The sequence below is a fragment of the Tunturiibacter gelidiferens genome (assembly GCF_013410115.1).
Classification (GTDB): Bacteria; Acidobacteriota; Terriglobia; order Terriglobales; family Acidobacteriaceae; genus Edaphobacter; species Edaphobacter gelidiferens.
In genome coordinates, this window is the sequence record NZ_JACCCV010000001.1 from 1,967,518 (window position 1) to 1,984,997 (window position 17,480).

The 17,480-nt window shown below is 57.9% G+C and carries 18 protein-coding genes; 8 read left to right on the forward strand and 10 right to left on the reverse strand.

Features of this window, described 5'->3' with window-relative positions; genetic code table 11:
- Window positions 1-17 precede the first annotated feature (17 nt).
- Window positions 18-791 (reverse strand): SDR family NAD(P)-dependent oxidoreductase, encoded by a 774-nt coding sequence (locus HDF12_RS08310; RefSeq protein ID WP_179582050.1) that lies wholly within the window; start codon window positions 789-791, stop codon window positions 18-20.
- A gap of 9 nt (window positions 792-800) precedes the next feature.
- Entirely contained in the window at window positions 801-1,730 is a 930-nt protein-coding gene (gene tadA / locus HDF12_RS08315; RefSeq protein ID WP_179582051.1) for a tRNA adenosine(34) deaminase TadA, read from the reverse strand.
- Here tadA and HDF12_RS08320 point away from each other — a divergent pair.
- Window positions 1,724-2,281 (forward strand): dihydrofolate reductase family protein, encoded by a 558-nt coding sequence (locus tag HDF12_RS08320; RefSeq protein WP_179582052.1) that lies wholly within the window; start codon window positions 1,724-1,726, stop codon window positions 2,279-2,281. The genes tadA and HDF12_RS08320 overlap by 7 nt on opposite strands.
- On the opposite strand, the gene HDF12_RS08325 is transcribed toward HDF12_RS08320, so the two are convergent.
- Window positions 2,275-2,883 (reverse strand): HD domain-containing protein, encoded by a 609-nt coding sequence (locus HDF12_RS08325; protein ID WP_373563875.1) that lies wholly within the window; start codon window positions 2,881-2,883, stop codon window positions 2,275-2,277. The genes HDF12_RS08320 and HDF12_RS08325 overlap by 7 nt on opposite strands.
- 4 nt (window positions 2,884-2,887) lie before the next feature.
- The gene (locus tag HDF12_RS08330; protein WP_179583528.1) at window positions 2,888-3,937 is read right to left on the reverse strand and encodes an agmatine deiminase family protein; all 1,050 of its coding nucleotides are present in this window, start codon (window positions 3,935-3,937) and stop codon (window positions 2,888-2,890) included.
- Window positions 3,938-4,733: 796 nt separating this feature from the next.
- On the opposite strand from HDF12_RS08330, the gene HDF12_RS08335 reads away from it, so the two are divergent.
- On the forward strand, window positions 4,734-6,221 hold the full coding sequence (locus tag HDF12_RS08335; RefSeq protein ID WP_179582053.1) for a cytochrome-c peroxidase: 1,488 nt from the start codon (window positions 4,734-4,736) through the stop codon (window positions 6,219-6,221).
- Between the two features lie 85 nt (window positions 6,222-6,306).
- Here the strand turns inward: HDF12_RS08335 and HDF12_RS08340 are convergent, their stop codons facing one another.
- Both HDF12_RS08340 and HDF12_RS08345 read right to left on the reverse strand, forming a co-directional pair.
- Window positions 6,307-7,254, reverse strand: coding sequence for a carbon-nitrogen hydrolase (locus tag HDF12_RS08340; RefSeq protein ID WP_179582054.1), 948 nt, complete (start codon window positions 7,252-7,254; stop codon window positions 6,307-6,309).
- A gap of 288 nt (window positions 7,255-7,542) precedes the next feature.
- Entirely contained in the window at window positions 7,543-8,601 is a 1,059-nt protein-coding gene (locus HDF12_RS08345) for an aldo/keto reductase (RefSeq protein ID WP_179582055.1), read from the reverse strand.
- 263 nt (window positions 8,602-8,864) lie between these two features.
- Here HDF12_RS08345 and HDF12_RS08350 point away from each other — a divergent pair, with 263 nt between their 5' ends.
- From HDF12_RS08350 to mdh, 5 genes are all read left to right on the forward strand, one after another.
- The gene (locus HDF12_RS08350) at window positions 8,865-10,295 is read left to right on the forward strand and encodes a glutamine synthetase family protein (protein WP_179583530.1); all 1,431 of its coding nucleotides are present in this window, start codon (window positions 8,865-8,867) and stop codon (window positions 10,293-10,295) included.
- A gap of 246 nt (window positions 10,296-10,541) precedes the next feature.
- Window positions 10,542-10,718 (forward strand): hypothetical protein, encoded by a 177-nt coding sequence (locus HDF12_RS08355; RefSeq protein ID WP_179582056.1) that lies wholly within the window; start codon window positions 10,542-10,544, stop codon window positions 10,716-10,718.
- A 90-nt stretch (window positions 10,719-10,808) separates the two neighbouring features.
- A complete protein-coding gene (locus HDF12_RS08360; protein ID WP_257025424.1) occupies window positions 10,809-11,588 on the forward strand; it encodes an SIMPL domain-containing protein in 780 nt (259 codons plus the stop codon).
- 87 nt (window positions 11,589-11,675) lie between these two features.
- Window positions 11,676-13,076, forward strand: coding sequence for an NADP-dependent isocitrate dehydrogenase (locus HDF12_RS08365; protein ID WP_179583534.1), 1,401 nt, complete (start codon window positions 11,676-11,678; stop codon window positions 13,074-13,076).
- A 157-nt stretch (window positions 13,077-13,233) separates the two neighbouring features.
- Entirely contained in the window at window positions 13,234-14,166 is a 933-nt protein-coding gene (mdh, locus tag HDF12_RS08370) for a malate dehydrogenase (RefSeq protein ID WP_246373508.1), read from the forward strand.
- Window positions 14,167-14,257: 91 nt separating this feature from the next.
- On the opposite strand, the gene HDF12_RS08375 is transcribed toward mdh, so the two are convergent.
- From HDF12_RS08375 to HDF12_RS08390, 4 genes are all read right to left on the reverse strand, one after another.
- Window positions 14,258-15,019 carry a class I SAM-dependent methyltransferase gene (locus HDF12_RS08375; RefSeq protein ID WP_179582057.1) on the reverse strand — a complete coding sequence of 254 codons (762 nt, stop codon included), beginning with the start codon at window positions 15,017-15,019 and terminating at the stop codon, window positions 14,258-14,260.
- A gap of 103 nt (window positions 15,020-15,122) precedes the next feature.
- Complete coding sequence (locus HDF12_RS08380; RefSeq protein ID WP_179582058.1) at window positions 15,123-15,644, reverse strand: peptidylprolyl isomerase; 522 nt, start codon at window positions 15,642-15,644, stop codon at window positions 15,123-15,125.
- 80 nt (window positions 15,645-15,724) lie between these two features.
- Complete coding sequence (locus HDF12_RS08385) at window positions 15,725-16,471, reverse strand: peptidylprolyl isomerase (protein ID WP_179582059.1); 747 nt, start codon at window positions 16,469-16,471, stop codon at window positions 15,725-15,727.
- Window positions 16,472-16,534: 63 nt separating this feature from the next.
- A complete protein-coding gene (locus HDF12_RS08390; RefSeq protein WP_179582060.1) occupies window positions 16,535-17,092 on the reverse strand; it encodes a DUF1440 domain-containing protein in 558 nt (185 codons plus the stop codon).
- A gap of 80 nt (window positions 17,093-17,172) precedes the next feature.
- Here HDF12_RS08390 and HDF12_RS08395 point away from each other — a divergent pair, with 80 nt between their 5' ends.
- On the forward strand, window positions 17,173-17,472 hold the full coding sequence (locus HDF12_RS08395; protein ID WP_179582061.1) for a putative quinol monooxygenase: 300 nt from the start codon (window positions 17,173-17,175) through the stop codon (window positions 17,470-17,472).
- Window positions 17,473-17,480: the final 8 nt, after the last annotated feature.

The window sequence follows — 17,480 nt, forward strand, 5'->3', positions numbered from 1 at the left end:
CGTTTGAGGCGTTGCAATTATTGCTCGTGGTAGTTGCGGATCAGGCCGCCGTCGACGAAGTAGGTCGAGCCGGTGACGTAGGCGGCGTCGTCGGAGGCGAGGAAGAGAGCTACGCCAGAGACATCGTCGGGAGTGCCCATGCGGCCGAGGGGAATGTTGGCGAGGAGGGCGTCGAGTTTCGGTTTGTCTTCCATGAGCTTGGTGTTGATGGGGGTGGCGATGGCTCCGGGGGCGATATTGTTGACGGTGATGTTGAGGGGGCCGAGTTCAACCGAGAGGTCACGCATGAGCATGCGGATGCCGCCCTTGGAGGCGCAGTAGGTGGAGAAGTTGGGGAAGACCATGTCTTCGTGAACCGAGGAGATGTTGATGATGCGGCCGGGCTGTTTGGCGTCGCGGAGACGGCGGACGAAGGCCTGGGCAAGGAAGAAGGCGCCCTTGAGGTTGACGTTGAGGACGGTGTCGTAGTCGGCTTCGGTGACGTCCCAGAAGGCGGCTTCTTTCTCGATGCCGGCGTTGTTGACGAGGATGTCGCAGCGGCCTAGCTGGGTGTAGGCCTGATCAACGAGGTTTTGTGTGTCGGCGAGAATGGAGACGTCGGCTTTGACGAGGATGGCTTTGCCGCCGGCGGCTTCGGCTTTGGAGACGGTCTCCTGGGCCTGGTCGATGTTGTTGCGGTAGTCGACGACGACGGCGGCGCCTTCGCTGGCGAAGCGAATGGCGATGGCCTGGCCGATGCCGGAGCCGGAGCCGGTAACGATTGCTACTTTGCCTGCGAGACGAACTGACATGGGAGGCTCCTATCTCTTGGTGGATTTTTTGGTGGCCGATTTCGCAGGGGCTTTTTTTGCAGCTTTCTTCGGAGTCTTCTTCGCAACTTTCTTTGTAGGTTTCCTGGTTGCGGATTTTGTTGCTGGCTTCTCGGATGCTGGTTTCTGATTTGCGATGATCTCGGAGAGAAGGGTTTTAGCCTTTTCCAGTTCCGCGTGGCGTTCCTGCGATAGGTTTTTGCCGGCGCGGTTGATGTAGAAGTTCAACATCTGCATGCCTGAGGCTGGGCCTTTTGGCGATACTTTTTTCGTGGCGAGGGCGTTGGCTATGGCCGACGCGCTCTTTTTGAAGAGGCCTTCGTCGGGATGAGTTGAGTCGGTGTCTACCTCTGCGGACCATTTTTTCTTTGTCGTCATGAGCGTCTCCTTGACGGTCTCTCTGCTCGCTGCTTCGTTTTGTAGGATGCGAGCTTGTGACTTTTCCTGGCGGCGTTTACGGAAAAATGTTGTAAGGAGAGTGCCGCATTCTTCGGCGAGAAGGTTGGGGGTGACTTCGACCTTGTGGTTGAGCTGGGGATGGTTCATGACGGAGAGCACACTGCCGCAGGCTCCGGCTTTGGGGTCGGGGGCGGCGTAGACGAGGCGCGCGATGCGTGCGTGGAGGATGGCTCCGGCGCACATGGCGCAGGGTTCGAGAGTGACGTAGAGGGTGCAGTCCGCGAGGCGATAGTTGCGGAGCTGAAGGCCTGCTTGACGGAGGGCGACGATCTCGGCGTGGGCGGTGGGGTCGCTGTCGCGGAGGACGCGGTTCTGGCCGCGTCCGATGATCTTGTCTCCGTGAACGACGATGGCGCCTATGGGAACTTCGCCGTTGGCTTCGGCGTCGGTGGCTTCGGCGATGGCTTCGCGGAGGTGGGCTTCGTCGTTGTCGGTTGTGTGGTTGTGAGATGGGGTTGGCATCGGCTATTGTCTTACCTATTATGCGTCTGGTGAAGCTGTCAGTAGCGTGCAGCCTGGATGGATTCATCGAAGGGCCGGATGGGGGGATCGACTGGATTCGCGGGGGTGCAGATTATGGGATGGGTGCATTCCTGGCATCGCTGGATACGACTCTGATTGGGCGGCGGACATTTGAGTTTGCGCGAAGAAGTGGGAACAAGTTTTTTCCGTCGATGACGAACTATGTCTTTTCGACGAGCTTGCCGGCCGGAGCAATGGATGAGGTGGAGATTGTGGGTGAGGATGCTGTCGAGTTTGTAAGTGGGCTCAAGAAGCGGAGGACAGGGAAGGACCTGTGGTTGTTTGGCGGGCATGAGCTGATTGCATCGATGCTGCGATCCCGCTTAGTGGACGAGATTTTGCTGACGGTGCATCCGGTGCTGCTGGGCGGAGGGTTACCGCTGTTTGGTAGCCTTGCGGAGCGGCAGGAGTTGAAGTTGGTTGAGGCGAAGCCATTGAAGAATGGGGTTGTGATGTTGTCGTATCGCGCGATAGTGCGAGCGGGTCAGTAGAGGTTTGGGCCGGCTTCGGATTCGAGGGCATCGAGGAAGGATTGCATGATGTGAAAGCGGGGTATGGCGAGGGCTCTGGAGGTGTCGAGTTTGAGTTGATCGGGGAGGGTGGCGAGTTGTTTTTTGAGGGCGTGGAGGGCTTCGGTGAAGGTGCAGAAGCGTGTGTCGCTGCCGAGTTTGGCGAGGGTGCGGGTGATGCCGATGGCTCCGAGTTGCTCGAGGATGTCGGCGTCGCGGGCGATGGTGGCTTCGAGGGTTAGGGGAGCGTCTTGCGGCTGGTGGGTGCGGATGACTTCGAGGACGGCGGAGATTTTTTCTGAGGGGAAGCCGGCTTCGGTGAGGATGGCGGGGGCTTTTTCGATGATGCAGGTTACGTGGTTCCAGGTCTTGAGGGCGGCTTCGTCTTCGGGGCGTTGGCCGATGAAGACGCCGAGGTCGTGGAGCCAGACGGCGGCAAAGACTACGTCGTCGTCGTAGGTGAGGCCGCGGCCGATCTGTTGCGTGAGGGCGTAGAGGCGAGGCTGATGGCCGAACTTGTGGGTCGGGTTCGCGTGGGTGGCGATGTAGGTTTCGAGTGCGGCGCGATAGGGTTGAATGGTCACCGTGTTATGCGGGCTCCTGTTGGCTGAGGCAGTGGAGGGTGCCGAGGCCCCAGACGAGGTCTACGGCGTGGATGCCGATGATCTCGCGGTCGGGGAAGCAGGCGGCGAGGATGTTGAGGGCGCGGCGGTCGTTGGGATCGTTGAAGGTGGGGACCAGGACGAGCGAGTTGGCGATGTAGAAGTTGGCGTAGCTGGCGGGGAGTCGCTGATTGTCGAAGATGACGGGGGCGGGCATGGGGAGCTCGACGATTTCAAAGGGCTGGTTTTCGAGATTGCGGAAGCTGCGGAGGCGGTCGAGATTTTCGGCCAGGGGTAGGTGGTTTTCGTCGTGGGTGTTGGGCTCGACGGCGGTGAGGATCTTGTTTTCGCCTACGAAGCGGGTGATGTCGTCGATGTGGCCATGGGTGTCGTCGCCGGCGCAGCCTTTGTGGAGCCAGAGGACCTTTTCGATGCCGAGGTATTCGTGGAAGGCGTGCTCGAGGCGCTGGCGGGTTTCGGATTCGTTGCCGAGGCCGGGGTTGCGCTCCTGGATCTTGGATAGGAGGCACTCTTCGGTGGTGAGGAGGAGGCCGGCGCCGTTGGTGTCGATGCTGCCACCTTCGAGGACGAGGCGATGTGCGCTGCCGTCGGGAAGCTGGACCTCGGGGCGGATCTGCGGGATGTCGTAGTGATGGGCAACGTGCACAGGGATCTGGTCGTCGCGTTGCCAGTTGTCATACTTGGCCCAGGCGTTGAACTTCCAGTTGGTGGCGGCGAGGTCGCCGTGGGGATTCTTGACGAAGATGGGACCTGAGTCGCGGAGCCAGACGCGGTCGGTGGGCCATTGGTGGAAGTGGAGGCGGGCGAGGTTGGCTCCGGTGCGGCGGAGAAGGTTGGTGACGCGGCGCTCGGCGGCGAGATCGTTGACGAGGATGTGTACGTCTTCGACGCGGGAGAGATGGCGGACGATTTCGCTGTAGACCCAGGGGATGGGTTGGAATTTGCTGGGCCAGTCCTCGGCGTTGTGGGGCCAGGCGATCCAGGTGGCGGCGTGAGGGGACCACTCGGCGGGCATGCGGTAGGTCGTCAGTTTGTGGTTGGTGCTGGTCACTCGAGTGCCGTTCCTTTCGGGAAGGTACCCCCCTCCCTCCCGTCTTAGTTGCGTAAAGTCTTCCATCCAAAAGATTTCACGTCGTACTTTGGGTACACGATTGAGGCAAGGTACCAGATTTGAGTCACACTCTGGTGAACCGGGGCCGTGCTTTGCACCTGTCGGTACTCTGTTTTTAAGTATAGCTGGCGGGGGGTAACTAATATGCCATGTGGATGCCGTTGATGGATGGGGGTTTGGGTGAGTTTAGGGGTTGACAGAGAAGCTTAAGAAAAACAACAGGAGAGGTGGGGGGCTCTCTCTTTGAGCGTCCCCGCCGCACTGCGTCTACCTTGGCATTCCTTCTTGACATTCCTTCTCCATGGACTCATAATCTTTCGGCACGTCAGATAGGCCTAATTGTTTCCGGGTGATTTCCAGGTCAGTCTTTCTCAGTGCGATTGAGTGTTTCATTGGCTCCCTTTGTTTGAGGAGCAGCTCCCAAGGTCCAAGAGTTACCTCCCTGTTCGGGTAAATATCAGAAGTATCCGCGAAAGCGTCGCTGCGATCGCCTAGCTTGGGCGAGCCATTCGTCCTATCCGAACCCTAACGACCTAAATAGGGGTTCCCCATGAACCAGACTAGATTGCTAGCACTAGCCGCGGGCTGTGCGACGGTCGCGGCTGTCATGTCCTTTTCCCATCACATCGTGCACGGACAAAGTCAAGCATCGCCATCCGCCGCAACGGTCATACCGCCATTCTCCGTGTGCAGCAGGAATGTGAACATTGCTTCGTTGCTCCCTGGCGGAGCCCACGAAGACCCGGATGTCGTGATTGCGAACGCGTTTATCACCCTCACTGAATCAAGCCTGCTCCAGCAGGTCGAACAGGCGCCTTCGCTGGACCTGTATCACCAGCTCACCTTGCTCGGTAAAACCGAGATTTACGATGTGAACCTGTCCCCCGCCAAGAACATAGCCTGCGCGACCTGCCATGTACCGTACACAGGATTCAGAGGCGCTTCGAGTGTCTTCAATGCAACCACCGCTGCTCAGCCTGGAGGGACTGCAATCACCAATGCAACTCCGCCAGAGCCGAACTACCGTATCGGTCCAAGAAATCCCCAAAGTTATGCGTACGCCGCCTTCGCGCCAATCCTGCACTACAACGCAACGCAGAATAGTTTCTATGGCGGCAATTTCTGGGATATGCGCGCCACTGGAATCCGCCTCGGCAATCCAGCGGCAGAACAGGCAGAAGGACCGCCGGTGAATCCTGTGGAGATGGGAAATATCGACACGGCATGCGTGGTTTGGAAGGCGTCAGAGAGCCAATATGCTTCGCTGATCACACTGATCTGGGGCGCTCAATCGTTCGCGATCCGTTGGCCTTCGAATGTGGCCGCTGTATGCGCCAAGCCAGGCCCACCTCCAACGAACGATCCACTCCCGGTACATCTCAGTACTGTTGATCGGGGAACATCAGACACCACGTATGACCATATAGCGATGTCAATGGCATCGTATGAATCTTCCCCCGATGTCAGTGGTTTCTCCTCGAAGTTCGACGCCTATCTCGCCGGCAATGCGACCTTGACTCCCGCAGAACTGAACGGCTACACGTTGTTCAATGGCAAAGCGCGTTGCAATCAATGCCATCTGAGCGGCACCGCGGTAGGTTCGACCAATAGCCAGGCGCCGGCCGATGTGGGACCGCTCTTCACCGATTTCACGGCAAACAATATTGGGCTCCCCAAGAATTTGGCTCTTCCGTACTATTGCGAGAACAAGCCTGACCAGTTTGGATACACCGCGAATCCCCTGGGCTTCGCCTTCGTCGATTTGGGAGTAGGAGGGTTTCTGAACGGCACGGGCGCTGCGCCCAATCCGAATACGCTGCAGTGGAAACAGCTTGCGCCACTGTTTAACGGTATGTTCCAAACGCCCACCGCGCGCAACGTCGACAAGAAGCCGAGCCCCACCTTCGTGAAGGAGTATATGCACAACGGGTATCTAAAGAGCCTGAAAGAAGTCGTTCACTTCTATAACACCTCACAGGCACTGCCGCGTTGCGCGCAGGGTTCACCCGGCGAGAAGGTGACCTGCTGGCCAGCGCCTGAGTACCCGGCCACCCTGAACACGACGCAGTTGGGCAATCTGGGCTTAACCAGCGCTGAGGAAGACGATGTTGTTGCCTTCCTTCAAACGCTAACGGATGGCTTTGTCACCTCGCCAGCTACGTTTGCCCGTCCGGCGAAAAAGGAATAGCGATCAAGAGTCAGACCTACGCCAAGCAGATCCTTCACTTCGTGCAGAATGACGCCGCAGTGAAGGATCTGTGAAGTCGTGAGTTCTAGTCGATGAAGCGGCTGGTGATGCCGTTGTAGGCGTCGATGCGGCGGTCGCGGAGGAAGGGCCAGTTGCGGCGAGTGTCTTCCTGGAGCTTGAGGTCGATCTCTGCGATGAGGATCTCCTCTTTGTCGTGGGAGGCTTGCGCGATGACACGGCCGAAGGGGTCGGCGATGAAGCTGCCGCCCCAGAACTCTAGGCCTGAGCTTGGGGTGTGGTCGCCAGGGCCGCGCATCTCGACGCCGTTGTGGATGACGTCGCCGTGCTCGTGGCCTACGCGGTTGACGGCGCCGACGAAGACGCCGTTGGAGATAGCGTGGGCGCGCTGGGTGATCTGCCAGGCGGAGTACTGGGCTTCGCCGTACTCGGCTTTCTCGGAGGGGTGCCAGCCGATGGCGGTGGGGTAGAAGAGGGTGTTGGCGCCGCGGAGGGCGGTCTCGCGGGCGGCTTCTGGGTACCACTGGTCCCAGCAGACGAGCGTGCCGATGTCGCCCTGCGTGGTCTTCATGGCTTTGAAGCCGAGGTCGCCGGGGGTGAAGTAGAACTTCTCGTAGTAGAGCGGGTCGTCGGGGATGTGCATCTTGCGGTAGATGCCCTTGATGCTGCCGTCGGTTTCGAGGATGGCTGCGGTGTTGTGATAGAGGCCGGGTGCGCGGCGCTCGAAGAGGCTGGCGATGACGACTACTTTTTCTTCGTTCGCGATGGCGCTGAGGCGTTCGGTGGAGGGGCCGGGGATGGACTCGGCGGTGTCGAAGAGGGCGTGCTCTTCGCGCTGACAGAAGTACTGGGCGCGGAAGAGCTCGGGGAGGCAGATGACGTTGGCTCCGGCGCGGGCGGCTTCGCGGACACGGTCGGCGGCTTTGTCGAGGTTGGCTGCGGTGTCGGGGACGCAGGACATCTGGATGAGGCCGATGCGTTTGTTGGGGGTGGTCTTGCTGCTGGTTGTCGTCATGATGATCCTGATTCAAGTTTATAGGCGTTTGTTGCGCGAGATGAGGCTGTTGGCGGCCAGGAAACGGGTTATTTGCAAGAGGTTAATCTTTGGGTGATTGGCGGCTCGATGGAAAGCGGTTCGCGCGGGGCGCGAATGCCCACTCATGCGATGAGACTGCATGAATGGGGCACCCCGGGGTCGAAAGGCTTTGATGGTATGGGGGATGTGAAGCTTATCGGGATCCTTCGCTCCCGCTCAGGATGACAGCAAAACTCGGGAGCGGCGCTTAATCAGAGTTTCATAAGGCTAGCTCTTCGGCGTGACTGGCACGGTGCGGGCGATGGGCTCGATGCGGTTGGAGCTTTGGAAGGGGAGCATCCAGCCGGGGTATTCGGGTGGGAGTGCGCTTACTTCATCGAGCTGTTTGAGTTCATCGGTGGTTAGCTTTAGGTCGACTGCGGCGAGGTTGTCTTCGAGTTGGTCGAGGCGTTTCGCTCCGATGATGATGGAGGTGACGACGGGCTTTGCCAATAGCCACGCGAGAGAGATGCGGGCTGGGCTGCAGTTGTGGGCCTTGGCGATGGGGGCCATGACGTCGAGGATGCGCCAGGTGCGCTCTTTGTCGACGAGGGGAAAGTCGAACTCGGAGCGGCGGGAGCCTTCGGGGCGCTGATTTTCGCGGGAGAACTTGCCGGAGAGCAGGCCGCCGGCGAGTGGGCTCCAGACGAGGAGGCCGGTCTTCTCGGCTTCGAGGAGAGGAACGAGATCGCGCTCGAGGTCGCGGCCGGCGATGGAGTAGTAGGCCTGGAGGGTGTCGAAGCGGGCGAGGTTTTTGAACTGGGAGATGGCGAGGGCCTTGGCGATCTTCCAGGACTGCCAGTTGGAGACGCCGATGTAGCGGACCTTTCCTTGCTGGACGAGGGTGTCGAGGGCGCGGAGGGTCTCTTCGATGGGCGTGACGGTGTCGTTGCCGTGGATCTGGTAGAGGTCGATGTGGTCGGTCTGGAGGCGGCGGAGGCTGGCGTCAACGGCGTCCATGATGTGACCGCGGGAGGCGCCGACGTCGTTGCGGCCTTGGCCGGTGCGTCCGAAGACTTTGGTGGCGATGACGACGCTGTTGCGGGCGATGTTGAGATTTTTTAGGGACTGGCCGAGGGCTTTTTCGCTCTCGCCTTCGGAGTAGACGTCAGCGGTGTCGAAGAAGTTGATGCCGGCATCGATGGAGGACTTGATGAGTTCGTCGGCTCCGGTTTGGTCGACGGTGCCGATGGCGCGGAACAGGCCGGTGCCGCCGTGGAAGGTCATGGTGCCGAAGCAGAGGGTGGAGACGAGGAGGCCGGTGTCGCCGAGAGTTTTGTATTGCATGGGTATCCTTTTCGCCGAGGGTTCGGACAGACAAGTGATTAGACGTTGTGACGGGGCGCCGCGATTCAGACGTGGGGAAGAGCGATTGTCGCGCGGCGTCTTTGCGCTGACTGGCGAAGTTTGCTTTATTGCCGGTGAATTTTCTGTTACTTTTGATTGATAGAGCGGTCAGATCACGGTCGGGCACGCCCTCTTCCAATCACCTAAAAACATCTTTCCCAGCGGTTGCAGCAGGACGTGTATCTCATTGCAGAAGGAGTGTTATTTTGAGCGAATTTCGTGATTTTCTGGAGCTTTCGTATGGCGAACTCGAGGACCTGAACCTTGCGGCGAAGGAGCAGCGCAGGAACCGGGTTGCGGCCGATGTGATTCGTGAAGAGCGGTTGAAGTACCTGACCGATGAGAGGCGGATCAAGGCCGTGACGGTGTTGTTCAGCGATCTCGAAGGCCGTCTGCACATGCTGGACTACGACAAGAAGTTCCTGGTGAAGAGCTACGACAACCTCACGTTTGACGGCTCGTCGATTCGCGGATTTACGGCGCAGCGGGAGAGCGATCTGCGGCTGGGGATCGACTGGAGCGCATTTTACTGGGTGCCGGCGGATGTGTTTGGCGCGGGCAAGGTGATGGTGTTCGGCGAGGTGATCGATAAGAACGGCGCGACGTACAGTGCTGATATTCGCGGGGTGCTGAAGCAGTTTTCGCAGGAGCTGTTCGATAAGAACGGCTACACGTTGAATGCGGCGAATGAGATTGAAGGGTTTCTGTTTGAAGGCATCGACGCTGAGCGGAGCTATCACGATACGGGGAGCTTCGAGTATGTGAACAAGGGCGGGTACTATCACTCGCTGCCCGGGGATCCGCTGCGGGAGTTCATCGACACGACGGCTGAAGTTCAGCGCTCGATGGGTTTTGAGAATGAGAAAGACCATCCTGAGGTGGCGCCTTCGCAGTTTGAGATTAACTACAGCTATGGCGAGGTGGTTGCAGCTGCGGACCAGATTCAGCTTTACAAGCTGATCTGTCGGCAGGTGGCGACACAGATGGGTATGACGGCGAGCTTTCTGCCAAAGCCCGTGGTGGGCGTAAATGGCAGCGGCATGCATACGAATATCTCGATTACCAAGGGCGGGAAGAATCTTTTCTGGGATCCGAAGGGTGAAGAAAAGATCTCGAAGATGGCGTGGCAGTTTACGGATCGTATCTTGACGCACGGCAATGATATTTGCCTGCTGCTGAATGCGAGTGTGAATGCATATCGCCGGCTCGATCCTCACTTTGAGGCGCCGAATCAGATCAAGGCTTCGGCGACGGATCGAGGATCGATGGTTCGGATTCCGATTGGGAATGAGAAGTCGGCGCGCGTGGAGGTTCGTTCGGTTGGGCCGGATGCGAATCCTTACCTGGTGCTGTACTCGATCTTCAAGAGCGGGCTGCATGGTGAGACCTCGAAGATCAAGAACCTGCGTCAGGCGGAGCGATATCTTCCAGATAACATCTACACGGCGCTTGAGAACTTCCGTGAGGCGGAGTGGACGACGGAGCTGCTGGGCGAGGATGTGAAGGCTCGGTATGCCGACCTGAAGCAAGCGTCGGCGGATCGTTGTGCGCGGTTGCTGGGGACGATCGTGAAGGCGCCTGAGGTGCAGTTCCACCACGATGTTTATAACCAGCTGCTCTGGAATATCTTCTGAAGTTTGCCCATGTATGTTTGCAAAGCCCTCGCTAATCGCGGGGGCTTTCGTTTTATCCCAACAAAAACGGGAAAATCCGGTCAATTCGAATTAGGAATGTAAAAGCGCCTTACCAACTCCGCAAAGCAAATGTTAAGAAGAGCCGACAAAAAAAACAGCGGGAGATCATAGAACGCCGTCAGAAAAGAAAAAAGCCAGTGCGGTAATGAATCAATGGAGGAGATAAAAAACCACGGAAGCGTAACGATGATAGTAGGGATAAACGACACTCCGTCCGCATCCTTGACGGCCAATCCAAACAAGAAAGTCAGAGCGACAACCGCAATATATGTGCAGCATGCCACGGTGAATCTGCGGCTGGGGGAGTTCGTCATGCCAGCCATCCTCTCACTCGTACAACAGCCTTACAAGCTCTCCGATTGATTGAGGGCAACAAGCAGTCCGGTTCACATAATGTTGACATAAGGAATCGGGTGCTGCATTCTGCTCGTGTTGTGCGGACGGAGGGTTCAGTTGGAGACGGAACGATCTTCGTTGTTGGCGCCTGCGGCGGTGGTTGGAGTTTGTTTGCTGCTGGGGTTGGTGGTGGGTGGATGGGTGTTGGGGTCGCAGATTAAGGACATCAAGCTGGCGGATCGGTACGTGACGGTGAAGGGGCTGGTGGAGCGGACGGTGAAGTCCGATAATGCGATCTGGCCGGTGAGTTTCAAGGAGGCGGGGAACGATCTGCCGCAGGTATTTGCGAAGAGTGAGACAGATAAGAATTCGGTGTTGAAGTTCTTTGCGACGCAGGGAGTGCAACCGAACGAGATTTCGGTGGGGCAGATTAAGGTAACGGACAAGCTGGCGAATGAATACGGCGGGACTAATACCGGGCCGCGATACATTGTGGAGCAGACGGTGACGGTGCAGTCGAAGGACGTGGACAGGATTGCGAAGGCGGGGCAGAAGACGGCGGAGCTGGTGCAGGCGGGGATCGTAGTTGGTGGAGGGAACGGGCAGGGTGGGATTCGGTATGAATTTACGGGGCTGAATGCGTTGAAGCCGGACATGATTACAGAGGCGACGAGGAATGCGCGGGCTTCGGCGGATCGGTTTGCGGCGGATTCGGGAAGTCAGGTGGGGTCGATTCGTTCGGCGAATCAGGGAGTGTTCTCAATCTCGCCTGCGGGTGGAATTGAGGAAGGGGTCGTCGCACAGGATGAAGGCGGCTCAGGCATGCCAAGCTCGGACGCGAGCATCATGAAGAAGGTGCGCGTGGTGTCGACGGTGGATTATTATCTTGTTCGATAAACGCACGCGTGTGCCGCATACCGGTTGCCACTCGTCTTGCGTGGATGGTAGCCTCGGTCTTCGATTTCTTCTGCGGAGACGATGACGATGCAAACGAGCTACAACGGGATTCCAGTGCCGGCGAATGGGCAGGCGATCGAGTACAGCAACGGGAAGTTTACGATTCCCGACCATCCGATTATTCCGTTTATCGAGGGAGATGGGACGGGGCGAGATATCTGGAAGGCTTCGCAGCGAGTGTTCGATGCGGCCGTGGCGAAGGCTTATGGCGGGAAGCGGTCAGTGGCGTGGTATGAGGTGCTGGCAGGGGAGAAGGCTTATCGCCAGACGAAGAACTGGTTGCCTGATGACACGGTGAAAGCTACAGTGGATTTTCGCGTGTCGATCAAAGGGCCACTGACGACGCCGGTGGGTGGTGGGATTCGCAGCTTGAATGTGGCGCTGCGGCAGTTGATGGATCTTTACCAGTGCGTGCGGCCGGTGAAGTACTACGCGGGTGTGCCGAGCCCGGTGAAACATCCGGAGAAGTTGAATGTGGTGATCTTCCGGGAGAATACGGAGGACATTTATGCGGGGATCGAGTTTCGGCAGGGTACGCCTGAGGCTGACAAGTTCATCGCGTTTGTGAACGACGACATGCTGAAGGGGACCAAGAAGAAGATTCGGCTGGACTCGGGTGTGGGGGTGAAGCCGATCTCGATTACGGGGTCGAAACGACTGGTGCGAGCGGCGATTCAGTATGCGCTCGATAACAAACGCAAGACCGTGACGCTGGTGCATAAAGGAAATATTCAGAAGTTCACCGAAGGGGCCTTCCGCGAGTGGGGGTATGAGGTTGCTTCGCAGGAGTTTCGTGAGCAGACGGTGACAGAGCGCGAGAGTTGGATTCTGGGTAACGTCGAGGCGAATCCTAAGCTGACGCCGGAGGAGAACGCTGCACTGATTGAGCCGGGCATTGAGTTTGCGGCCAAGGAGTTTGGTGAAGAGGTGATCGCTGAGGTGAAGTCGGTTCTGGCTTCGATTGGTGAGTCGCACGGCGGCGGCAAGTGGAAGACGAAGATACTGATCAACGATCGGATTGCGGACTCGATCTTTCAGCAGATTATTTTGCGGCCTGAGGACTACAGCGTGCTGGCGACGACAAATCTGAATGGAGATTATATTTCGGATGCTGCTGCGGCCCAGGTCGGCGGGTTGGGAATTGCGCCGGGTGGGAATATCGGCGATGGATACGCAGTGTTCGAAGCGACACACGGCACGGCTCCGAAGTATGCGGACAAAGATGTGATCAATCCTGGGTCGGTGATTCTTTCGGGCGTGATGCTGTTTGATTTTCTGGGATGGACCGAGGCGGCGAGGCTGATCGAAAGCTCGATGGAGAAGACGATTGGGCAGAAGTTCGTGACGTACGACTTCGAGCGCGGGATGCAGGGTGCGACGAAGGCGAAGACGAGCGAGTTTGCGACGCGCATGATCGAGAACATGTAGTAAAGGGTGGGGATGGCTTGCAGTTTCTAAGCTGTCCCCATTTTGTTTGTCTTGGGGAGTGTGCGGTATTCGTTCGGCGTGGGCGATATTGAACGCGAAGCCCGCGGGTCGACTCTAGAATAGAGAGTGATAGCGGTACGCGACGCGATAAGGAGAGATGATGCGGAAGAAGGTAACTATTGTTGGTTCAGGTAACGTGGGAGCGACTGCTGCGCACTGGATTGCGGCGAAGGAGCTTGCGGATGTGGTGTTGCTGGATGTTGTCGAGGGGGTGCCGCAGGGGAAGGCGCTCGACCTGCTGCAGGCGATGCCGATTGAGAAGCGAGACTGCAGCATTATCGGGACCAACGATTATGCGGATACCGCGAACTCCGATGTGGTGGTGATTACGGCGGGGATTGCGCGCAAGCCGGGGATGAGTCGCGACGATCTGCTGACGACGAATCATGGGATTATGTCGAAGGTGGTGGGCGAGGTGGTGAAGGCGTCGCCGAATACGATCATCATTGTGGTGTCGAATCCGCTGGATGCAATGGCGCAGACGGCGTTCAAGCAGGCTGGGTTTCCGCGTGAGCGCGTGATTGGGATGGCTGGTGTTTTGGATTCGGCTCGGTTCCGGACGTTTATCGCGGAGGAGTTGAAGGTTTCGGTGGAGAATGTGACGGCGTTTGTGCTGGGGGGCCATGGCGATACGATGGTGCCGCTGTCGCGGTACTCGACGATGGCGGGAATTCCGATTACGGAGTTGATTGCGCCGGATCGGTTGAAGGAGTTGGAGACGCGTACGGCCAATGGCGGCGCGGAGATTGTGAAACACCTAAAGACAGGTTCGGCTTACTACGCCCCGAGCGCTGCGGCGGTGGAGATGGTTGAGGCGATCCTGAAGGATAAGAAGAAGATTTTGCCTTGTGCGGCTTATCTGCAGGGAGAGTACGGGATCACGGGCTTATATGTTGGCGTGCCTTGCAAGCTTGGGGCGAAGGGACTCGAGCAGATTATTGAGATCAAGCTGACGCCGGAGGAGCAGGCGGCGCTGCAGAAGAGTGCTGATTCGGTGAAGGAGCTTTGCACTGTGATTGGGGTGGCGTAAGAGCGCTGCTGCGAAGTCAGAACGTTTAGAGCGGCCCGCTAAAACGGACCGCTCTTTTTTTGAATCATGCCCAGGATGAGGTGAGCACTCTTTACTTTCTTGCGATGAGGACAGGCTGATAGAACTTTGTCTCTGCGGGTTCAAGCCACTGAATCGTGGTGAAGCCGGCATCGTGAAGAGAGGTGGAGAGATCGTTTCGGAGTAAGGCGCGATAACGGGAGACGTAATGCTTTACCGTCCATTGTGCTGATCTTTCGAAGGAGAGATAGAGATGGACGTCGTATTCCTCGCCGTCCCAATCCCAGACCTGATGAACGATGCGGCGCTGGCCTCTTGGTCCGTACATTGAGGGGGCTTGTATGGACGGACGTGTTTGAATCAGGTGATCGTAGTCTCGAATCGTCGCTACCACTATGCCGTCGGGTCTCAGTTTGCCAGCTATCTCGCGTAATGCCTGATCGCGATCTTCTCTGAAGAGCAGGTGGGGTAGCGCATTGTCTGCGGCTAGAACGACATCAAAGTTTTCTTCGGGGATGGGACTGAGATCACGCATGTCTGCTACGTGAAACTGAATCTTCAGTCCTCGAAGGCTGGCTTCTCTTGCTGCGCGTGCGACGGAGGCTCGGCTTTGATCAGAGGCGACCAAGCTGTGCCCTCGCATGGATAATCCAAGCGTTTGAGTTCCTATTCCGCAGGCACAGTCCAGAACAAGAGGCGCGACTTGGTTTGTGTATCTCTCCAACAACGGGCCGAGAGTTGCTGCCTGTCTCTCGATGCTTTGGCTCCAATCCTTGAAGATGAGATGGTAGTGGTCGGCCAAATCGTCATAGAAGGTGTCCGTCGATGTGTCCATAGGCTTCTTGGTAAGTGAAGATATCATGCGTTGCCGATGGTGTTGCTTCATGAGAAAAGCCCGCTCTTGTGAGCGGGCCTTTTGTTGGATTGCGAGCTGTTGGTTAGGCGATACGTTCGATGGTGACGGACTCGAGGACGACTGGGGTTTTGGGGCGGTCCATGCCGTCTTTACTGACCTTGGAGATTTTCTCGACGATGTCGTAGCCTTCGACTACTTCGCCGAAGATGGTGTGTTTGCCGGTGAGCCAGCTGGTGTCGGCGACTGTGATAAAGAACTGGCTGCCATTGGTATTGGGGCCGGCGTTGGCCATGGCGAGCTTGCCCTTCTCCTGGAAGCCATGCTTGGAGCCCTTGGTCTCGTCGGCGAATTTGTAGCCGGGGCCGCCCATGCCGGTGCCTTCAGGATCGCCGCCCTGGATCATGAACTGAGGGATGACGCGGTGGAAGATGGTTCCGTCGTAGAGCTTTGCGCCCTTCTTGCTGCGGCTGTTCCACTCCTTCGTGCCTTCGGCGAGGCCGATGAAGTTGGCTACGGTTTCTGGTGCGTCCTTCTCGAAGAGCTCGCAGACGACGGTTCCTTCACTGGTCTTGAAGGTGGCATAAGTGCCTGGTTTGGTTGGCATTTCGAAATCTCCTTGCAGTGACAGGTTGATTGCTTTGTTAGCAGAGAGGCGTTTCCGTTTGGATCGCGGAGGCCGGAAGGTTATTTGGGCGGTGCTGCTGCGGCGGCTGGAGTCGCGGGCGCTGCGGTGGATGCCACGGGGAGAGGAGGAATTGGCTGTCCCTCGCGGACGATGGTGACGCGATTGATGACGACCGGGGTAAGCGGCTTGTCGCTGGAGTTGCGATCGACGCGCGCGATGGAGGCTACGAGCAGAATGGTGTGGGCGTCGCACTGGCCGAAGATGGTGTGTTTGCCGTTGAGTTGCGGGACTTCGGCTTCGGTGATGAAGAACTGTGAGCCGTTGGTGCCGCCGCCGGATGGGCCGGGGCCTGCGTTGGCCATGGCGAGGAGGCCAGGCTGGTCGAAGGTGAGGTCGGGGTCGATCTCATCCTGGAAGAAGTAGCCGGGGTCGCCGGTGCCGTCGCCAACACGATCGCCGCCCTGAATCATGAAGTTGGGTATAACGCGATGGAAGGTGGTGCCGTTGTAGTAGGGCTGATGGTGCATCTTTTGAAGGGTTTTGGGGTCGGTCCAGTCTTTAGTGCCCTCGGCGAGGCCTATGAAATTGGCGACGGTGACGGGGGCTTGTTTGTCGTAGAGCTTGCAGGTGAGTCGGCCCATGGTGGTGTCGATGACGGCGGTGGGGCCGGTGGGGACGACGGGAGCCTTGATGTTGCTGGTGGTGCTGGGAGCGTCGGGTAGAGCGTCGGCGGGGGGCGGCGGGGTCGACTGCGCCTGGACGGATGCGGCGAAGGCCAGGGAGAGTGCGAGAGTACGAAGCATCATGCGGTTTGTAGCTCCAATAAACAGGCTAACGCAGACGGGCGGTGGGGGCAATGTGGGGTGTGATCACAGAATGCGTCGAATGAGGCTGCGCATGAGTTCCAGACAGCCCCCGTAGACGACGTGCGCGGCCCAGTGTTGGAGATGGTCGGTGGCTGGAGTGTCTGTCTGAGACGGCGAGAGTTGGAGGGCGGGCACGGCGACTTCGTCTGCGGCGAGGAAGAGAAGAGTGCCGAAGGCGGTTCCGGCGCCGGTGGTGACTTCGGGAAGGAGTTCCGCCGAGACGCTATAAACGACTCCCATCAGCGTGCCAAAGGTGTAGTGAACGGCCTGGCCGGCGGCTTTCTTTTTTTCGTCGTCGAGTTGGGTTCCCGAAACTTCCGCGATCTTACGAGCAACGATTTCAGTTGAGCCCTCTTGTTGAGCGGCCTGGCGTTCCTGTTGCTGTTGATCATGGACGATCTTGTCTTCCGGCTCTCCCTGGGTCAGTTTAATCTGCTTCTCAGCAACTTTTTGGCCTGCTGCAACGAGCTTTTGAAACTGATCCATGATGAGGGTCGCGGTGATACCCGCAGCGATTCCTGTGACGATTCCTCTTAGGACAGATGGTTTGTCTCGACGCATGTGGTACCTCTTGCGACTCAGATGCATAAGCTTGTAACGGAGTTTGAATTTCGGCATCTCACTGGCAGGAGGATTTTGAGATGGCGAAGTTTGCGTTGTATGCGGAGTTGAAGGCGAAACCGGGGAAAGAAGCGGATGTCGAGGCTTTCCTGAAGAAAGGTGCGGAGATGGCGAAAGCAGAGGCTGGGACCGTGCACTGGTATGGGTTCAAGGAAGATAAAGGTGGGTTTTTTGGCGTGTTCGACACCTTCAACGATGAAGCAGGGCGCGATGCTCATCTGAATGGGGAGATTGCGAAGGCGTTGATGGCGAATGCGGAGACGCTGTTTTCGGAGGCTCCGAAGATTCACAAGATTAGTTTGATCGCTGAGAAGGTTTAGTTTTCTCT